4 protein-coding genes are annotated in these 7,798 nt (G+C 44.9%); 1 reads left to right on the forward strand and 3 read right to left on the reverse strand.

Annotation, left to right across the window (positions count from 1 at the left end; translation table 11 throughout):
* Nucleotides 1-176: 176 nt before the first annotated feature.
* The 3 genes from leuS to P5674_RS12765 form a co-directional block, all read right to left on the reverse strand.
* On the reverse strand, nucleotides 177-2,756 hold the full coding sequence (gene leuS, locus P5674_RS12755) for a leucine--tRNA ligase (protein ID WP_006616681.1): 2,580 nt from the start codon (nucleotides 2,754-2,756) through the stop codon (nucleotides 177-179).
* Between the two features lie 117 nt (nucleotides 2,757-2,873).
* Nucleotides 2,874-3,164: a hypothetical protein gene (locus tag P5674_RS12760; RefSeq protein WP_006616680.1), complete on the reverse strand. Its 291-nt coding sequence runs from the start codon at nucleotides 3,162-3,164 to the stop codon at nucleotides 2,874-2,876.
* A 14-nt stretch (nucleotides 3,165-3,178) separates the two neighbouring features.
* Entirely contained in the window at nucleotides 3,179-5,692 is a 2,514-nt protein-coding gene (locus tag P5674_RS12765; protein ID WP_006616679.1) for an HD family phosphohydrolase, read from the reverse strand.
* Between the two features lie 446 nt (nucleotides 5,693-6,138).
* Between P5674_RS12765 and P5674_RS12770 the strand changes: the two genes are divergently transcribed.
* Nucleotides 6,139-7,596, forward strand: a complete 1,458-nt coding sequence (locus P5674_RS12770) for a recombinase (protein ID WP_315670027.1) — start codon at nucleotides 6,139-6,141, stop codon at nucleotides 7,594-7,596.
* Nucleotides 7,597-7,798: the final 202 nt, after the last annotated feature.

A 7,798-nucleotide genomic window follows, 5' to 3' on the forward strand; every position in this document is an offset into this window, starting at 1 on the left:
GAGGTGCGTAGCGCCGATAATTGTTCGGTGAGGATTCATATAGCCTGGTTCTGACGCACCCTACTAAAATCATCATTAGAGATAATTGATTGAGGTGCGTAGCGCCGATAATTGTTCGGTGAGGATTCATATAGCCTGGTTCTGACACACCCTACCAAACATCATCAAATGGTAAATTAACCCACCACAAAATTAACCAACTTACCAGGTACAACAATTACCTTGCGTAGCTGCTTACCCTCCAGGTGTCGTTGAGCAATTTCTGAGTCTTTGGCTAGTTGTTCCAAAGTGGATTTATCCGCCCCACTAGCCACCTGAATAGTGCCGCGAGTTTTGCCATTAATTTGAATTACTAAAGTGATTTCATCCACCACCAAAGCACTGGGGTCAAAAGTCGGCCAAGATTGTAAATGTACCGAATCACCATGACCAATTTGATGCCACAAATCCTCAGTAATATGGGGACTAAAAGGAGCCAGAAGTTTTAACAGAGTATCGATTCCTTCCTGATAAATAGGCGAGTCTTGAATGGGGGTAGCATCAGATAGGGCGTTACTCAATTTCATCATTTCCGATACCGCCGTATTAAATTGGTAATCCCCCTCTAAATCCTCCGTAACTTCTTTAATAGCATTATTGATAGCGCGGCGCAGATCTTTTTCAGCTTTATTCAGATTCTCAGGAGTTGATTTAGTGCTACTAACAGAGTGATTAGCCGCAAATTCGGTAACTAACCGCCATACCCGATTCAGGAACCTAAATTGTCCTTCTACATCGGCATCATCCCATTCTAAATCCTTTTCTGGGGGTGCTTTAAAGAGGATAAACATACGCGCGGTGTCTGCGCCATATTTTTCCATTACTAATAATGGATCAACTCCATTATATTTGGATTTCGACATTTTCTCAAAGAAAACCTGCAAGCGATCGCCTGTTTCCGGGTCTTTAGGTTCATTGGTGTTCACCTTATCAGGGGGGATATATTTACCAGTTTTCGGGTTTTTATAAGTAATCCCCTGCACCATACCCTGGGTTAGTAAGCGCTGGAAAGGTTCATCAAACTTTAATAAATTGCGATCGCGTAATACCTTCGTAAAAAAGCGGGAATACAACAAATGTAGAATCGCGTGTTCAATTCCCCCCACATACTGATCAACAGGCATCCAATCGTTAGTTTTGCTTAAATCAAAAACCTGGTCAGCATTTTGAGCATCAGGATAGCGCAGGAAATACCAGGAAGAATCAATAAACGTATCCATAGTGTCAGTTTCCCGCTTCGCTGGCGTGCCACAACTCGGACAGGGAACATTAACCCAATCTTCCAAACTTGCCAACGGAGACGGACCACGGCCGCTAAATTCCACATTTTCCGGCAATTTCACAGGTAAATCCGCATCAGGAACCGGAACCGCCCCACAGTCAGGACAATGAATAATCGGAATTGGACAACCCCAATAGCGTTGACGAGAAATCAACCAATCCCGGAGGCGATATTGAACCCTTCCTTCCCCATAGCCTTCATCTTCCGCATACTCAATCACCGCCTGTTTACCGTGGCTAGAGTGTTCGCCGCTAAAAGGCCCTGAGTTTACCATAATTCCCGGTTCCGTGTAGGCTTGCTTCACCTCATCATCCGGGTCATTATCGTTATCAGCATCATCAGGAACAATCACCTGACGAATGGGCAAATTGTATTGAGTAGCAAAGGCAAAATCCCTGACATCATGGGCGGGAACCCCCATCACCGCCCCAGTTCCGTATTCATACAGGACATAATCTGCAATCCAAATAGGAACCTCTTTTTTAGTAAAAGGATTGATAGCTTTTCCACCCGTGGGAATGCCGCGCTTGGGTTTATCCTCAGCGGTGCGTTCCATTTCGCTTTCAGCGGTCACTTGTTTAATAAACCCTTCTACCTCAGCCTTACGGTCGGGGGTGGTAACTTGGGCGACTAAGGGGTGTTCTGGGGCGAGAACAACGTAAGTCACCCCATAGACCGTATCAGGACGGGTGGTAAACACAGAGATTTGATCATCAACTCCCACAATGGGGAAATCTAAACGCGCCCCCACTGATTTACCAATCCAGTTAGCCTGCATCAGTTTCACTCGTTCTGGCCAACCGGGGAGTTTTTCCAGGTCATTGAGGAGTTCTTCGGCGTAGTCGGTAATTTTGAGAAACCACTGGCGCAATAATTTCCGTTCTACTATAGCACCAGAGCGCCAGGAACGCCCCTCATTATCAACTTGTTCGTTAGCTAATACGGTTTGGTCGATGGGGTCCCAGTTAACGGCCGATTCTTTTTGGTAGGCGAGTCCGGCTTGGAAAAATTGCAGAAAAATCCACTGAGTCCAGCGATAATATTCCGGGGAACAGGTGGTTACTTCGGCATCCCAATCAATGGAAAATCCCAGCCGTTGGAGTTGTTCGCGCATTTGGGCTATGTTTTGATAGGTCCAGGTCTGGGGAGGGATACCGCGATCAATAGCTGCATTTTCCGCTGGTAGTCCAAAAGCATCCCATCCCATGGGGTGTAGGACGCGATATCCTTGCATCCGCTTGAGTCGGGCAATCACGTCAGTAATGGTATAGTTACGGACATGACCCATGTGTAGGCTTCCCGATGGATAGGGAAACATGGATAGGGCATAAAATTTGGGTTTATTGGGGTCTTGATGGGTTTGGTACAACCCCTGTTCAGCCCATGTGTTTTGCCACTTCTGTTCGATGGATGCAGGATTATATCGGGACTCCACAGTTTAACTCCGCGCTGTTGATGATCATAGAACTCTCTGGGATTATTTTGGCACATTGAGGGCTCCATGGCATCTGTGAAATGCAGTCAGAGGAGATACCCCAGGGAGCGGTTATAATTATCCCGGTTGAATGGATAAAAATTCAATGGTGGGAATCAGGGGGTCTTTTACCATCCCCAACCCAGAAAATCCCCAACGTTGAACAATGCTTTTAATTTGAGAACCTGATATAGATTCAACGGTAAAGCGATCGCTAACTTCTGCGCCATGTTGGTTCAGGTAGCTAAGGGCTTCAAAATGTTCGGCAAATAGCAGCACATAGCTTTCTGGTAAATCGGGGTTAGGATGAGCGGCTACATATTGACCATCCTGTTGAGAACATAGTAAATAATACACTTGGGAAAACATTTGTCAAATATCCATTATCTTGATGAGAAAACACCTTTAGGGTAAGTGATACGTTTATGGTTAACTTGTTCCCAGACCCGGACGAAAATTTCGGCGATTTTCGCCATATCTTCCCGTGTTAATCCCGAATCTACTAATTGATTATCTTGCCACCGAGCGCGCAGAATTTTATTAACCATTTGTAGGGCTTCTTCGTGGGTAGCATCTTTAAGCGATCGCAATGCCGCCTCACAGGAATCTGCTAACATCACAATACCAGTTTCCCTAGATTGGGGGATAGGTCCATCATAGCGAAAATCCTCTTCCTTAACCACAATGCTATCATCTTTTTGAGCTCGCTGTTGGGCTGCATAATAAAAATAAGCAATCAACATTTCTCCCTGATGTTCGGGAATAAAAGCCTGAATAGCTTTAGGTAAGCGACATTTACGAGCCATAACTAACCCCTCGCTGACGTGCTTTTTAATAATGCGAGCGCTTTCTGTGGGGTCGTCAATTTCATCATGTTTATTCGGACCACCCATCTGATTTTCAATAAATCCTAGGGGGTCGTGCATTTTACCAATATCATGGTACAGGGTTCCCGTGCGTACCAGTTCCACATTACAGCCTAGGGCGCTGGCGGCGGATTCTGCTAAAGTAGCCACAAACATGGTATGCTGAAAAGTGCCAGGGGCTTCTGTGGCTAATCTTTTCAGTAGGGGGCGATTAGGATTAGCTAATTCTGCTAATCGTATGGGTGTAATTAGGTCAAAAACGTGCTCTAAATAGGGGCTTAATCCTAAAGCTACAATACTCCAAGCCAAACCTTCAAAAACCTTGAGAGTGACCGCCCCCAGCAGCACATGAAAAATCACAGTAGCAGTAGAACTTATCATCAGGGTAGCGATTAAATACACTAGCCCTTTAGTGACACCTACCACCCCACCGAGGAGGGCTAATTCTTCACGCGATCGCAACTTCCCAGCCATTAAACTACCCACCAGACCACCAGCGGCACTAGCCACCAGGGAAATGGTCTCAATTTCCATACCAATAGGCAGCATTATTGAGAGCATAGTTACCACAGTAACACCGACTGCAGAGCCATAAAAACTCCCAATTAATAACCCCACCGCTGGCAAATTAGTAGCTGGTATTTTTAACAGCAATAAAACGGGAGTGCTGAGACTCAAAATCAATAACAGAATGTAATCTCGTCGGCGCAAACCCGGACGGAATTTTTTTTGCACCACAAGCACAATCAAAATGGAGACTGTCACTAAGCAGACAAACCCCATTAAGCCTCTCCAATTAATCCCCCGTTCACTCTTCCCAAAATAGTCAAGGATGACAAATTCCCGCTGAGTGATCGTCTCACCTGGTTGGATAATCACATCACCTTTATTGACATTCACCACCACGGTTTCAACTTTTTGGGCAGCTAATTCGGCTCGTCGTCGGGTAGCCACGGGATCTTTAATCAAATTAGGCCGCAGATATCTACTTAAAACCGTATGAGCAAAGCCTTGGGATTCTGGGGGAATTACACCGTTAATATGGAGACTGGCAGCTTGTCTGATAATGTCATTAGGTAAACCTAGAGCGATACCTTGGGATAGCATTTGTCTAGCTATCTGTAAAATGCTAAATTGGGTCTCTTGCCACAGTGGATCAGACCAGTTTAATACAGTGGTATCATATAAGTCTCTAGCTTCTGAGGTCTGTTGTTCGGAGAGTAAATCAACCGCTTGGGCATAGCTGCGACGAGCATTTGAGATTTCCGCGATTAAATCTGAAAAAACTTCCTCGTCAACTCGGTTGCGGTATTGAGACAGTTGTAAATAAGCCTTACGTTGCTGTCTTTCCTGCTCCAATTTACTCTTAAACTTTTGGATATTAGATTTATCGACCGTGACGGTTTCCGGTTCGTCGGTGGTTTCTAAACTAGGGGTCTGATTAACTTTGGTAATCAACTCTTGCCATTGTCGTTGTGGTAGCTGGCGAATATGGCTCTGGACATCTGTGGAGACAATGCCAGTATTGACATAGGGAAGAGGTCCAGCTAGTTCTCGAATGGTGTTAATTTGATCAAATACTGATTCGAGGTTTTGCCGAATTTCCCGGTCAATAGTCGGATCGATAACCAGAACCGATATCTCGCCAATTTGAGCGGCTCGGCGCTTTTCTTCGGTGGTTTTTAGATCTTCAATGCTGGCATCAGCGGGAGCGATAAAGGCTTCAGGAGCATATCTGCCGACTGATAATCTGGGTTGGTTATAAAAGCGAACCCCCATGACACCTGTGAGGGTGCTAATTGCTATTACCCACAGGACGGGATAACTGATTTGAGACGATCGCCTTTTTCCGGTGGGGGAACTGTTACCGTTTCCCGCCTGAGTTTCTGAGTTCTTCAATGCGATCGCCCTGGATTTTTGCTTATTTGTCCCTTGATTTACCACTTCAGCCGTCCCTCCTCGCGATGATAAATGGCGAGTATGACCCCGAAGTCGTTCAATCTGTCGGGTGATTGACTCAAACCTATCCATACAAACCTATCCGGCATGATTTAAATTTAACCTAAATACCCAGCGCGATATTGCTCAATTGGGATGAGTCAGATTTCCGCACCAGTAGTTATTTAGGCCCTAGACCCCCCGAATCCGCCCCCTTTCCGCCTAGCGGCGGGCAGTGTTTGTTATTTTAACTTGTGTTTTGTTCGGACGGGTATAAGTCCCGCGAACTCCCCCCTTTTTTGAGTGTCTGGATACATAGATTTGCCGCGTCCCTTGAGGGGCTCGATGCCAGGAAAATGGACATCTACCTATCACGTCTAATCGTATTATAATCCTAATGGGGCGATCGAGTTGGTTCGCAACGGAGCCAGGTCAGAATCTATCCGCCGGAACCCAAGCGTCTATATAGCCTACAACCCCTATTCTACCGTTACTTAGGTGTTACTCAAAGCCATAACAGGATAACAAGTGAGTAAAAAATGAGTAACGCTACTGATACCCCTACAGTAGGGGGAAAGGGCAACTATGACGACAATTACACTAGGTTCATGAAAGCTTATCAGGATTTTAAGGGGGAATGTCCCAAAGGGGTAACTCTCAAACTTCAAAAGACCGGGACTAGGTACAATCTGCTATTGCAGTTTAAGCAACCACCAACCGGAAAACGACTACCCAAAACGGCTAACCTTGAGTGTACTCCAGAAGGGGTGATAGACGGGGTCAAGAAAGCTAAATTGGTATCTGAAGCCCTAGGGACTATCACTAGCGCTAGTGAATTTTGGGATTGGTACGATGCGACTATCTTAGGAAAGAACCAGATTGAGGATAATCTGATAGCCTATCGGGAAATATTCCAACAACTAGAGGATGAGTATTTTGCGGGTTACAACCGCAACACAGGAAGGAAACGTTCTCGCGATATCGCTAGTGACTTAGCGTCTTACGACACTACTAAAGGGGCATATTTCAGGCTGTTCCCTAACTGGGATGAATATCCTAGCTGGGAGAGTTTCAAGGCTATGCTATATATTCCCTTGCAGAATGGAGAACAATTAGTAGGCTCCAAAACCTTCAAGGAACGTTACTACATCTTAAAAGCCATAGCTGAGAAATCACCTAACAAAGACCATTTACTTAAAAAGCTTGAACCTATTGACCCCAAACAAACGCAATTCAAAAAGAAACAACGGATAGGCATCGATGCCTTTAAGGATTGGTGGTATAGCGCCAAACAAGAAGCCTATACTGTTAAAAACCCTCAACATCAATCATCCCGGCATAGTTGGTTATGGGTGACGGGTATGGCAGTAATGTACGGGTTAAGACCTACCGAGATAGCCGCCGCCGTTAATCTAACTAAGCCATTTGTAACTGAAGATGGCGTAATCATCAAAGCACTATCAGACCCTGATAATCAAGACAATTACTTGGTATTAGGAGATTACACTTACTTTACTGACTCAGAAGGTCGGAAAGTGAGTATCAAAACAGGGGGAAGGATTGTAGCTCCAATTCCCAGCCCTGAAATGTTTGAGTTTCTGGAATTGAAAAAACCTTTATTGCCTCAATATACCCCTAGAAAAGGCAGTAAACCCAAAAGCATAGTTAGAGGCTTTGACGTAATGTTTAGTCAAAAAATTTCCTCTATGAAATGCCCGGTAACCCAGAAATATGCTTTTCGTAGACTGTACAACCTGTTAGGTGAAAAGTATGGACTACCTATCGAGTTACGAGCTAGACTTATGGGTCATAGCGCAATCGTCAACGAGAGTAAATATAAAACAGAAGGGATTGACGCTACCTTAGAAGTCCTCAAAGGGGTTTCTAAGTTACCTATACCATTGAACGTAGCCATAGAACGGTTAACAGCGTTAGGGTTTGATGTTGACACTCCAGAAGCTAAGGCATTTCTCAGAGTTATCTATCAGATAGATTAATCTAATCGTCAACCTTTCATAAATTAACACCCCTAGACTAAACCCCTAGGGGTTATTTTATGGCTACAGATTGATGGATCCTGTTATGGCTTTGAGTAACACCTAAGTAACGGTAGAATAGGGGTTGTAGGCTATATAGACGCTTGGGTTCCGTCAGAGTGTGTTAACTATAAACCCTTATCCTGACAGCGATAGCGAGCTC

The sequence above is a fragment of the Limnospira sp. PMC 289.06 genome (assembly GCF_032350395.1).
In the GTDB taxonomy this organism is placed as follows: domain Bacteria; phylum Cyanobacteriota; class Cyanobacteriia; order Cyanobacteriales; family Microcoleaceae; genus Limnospira; species Limnospira platensis.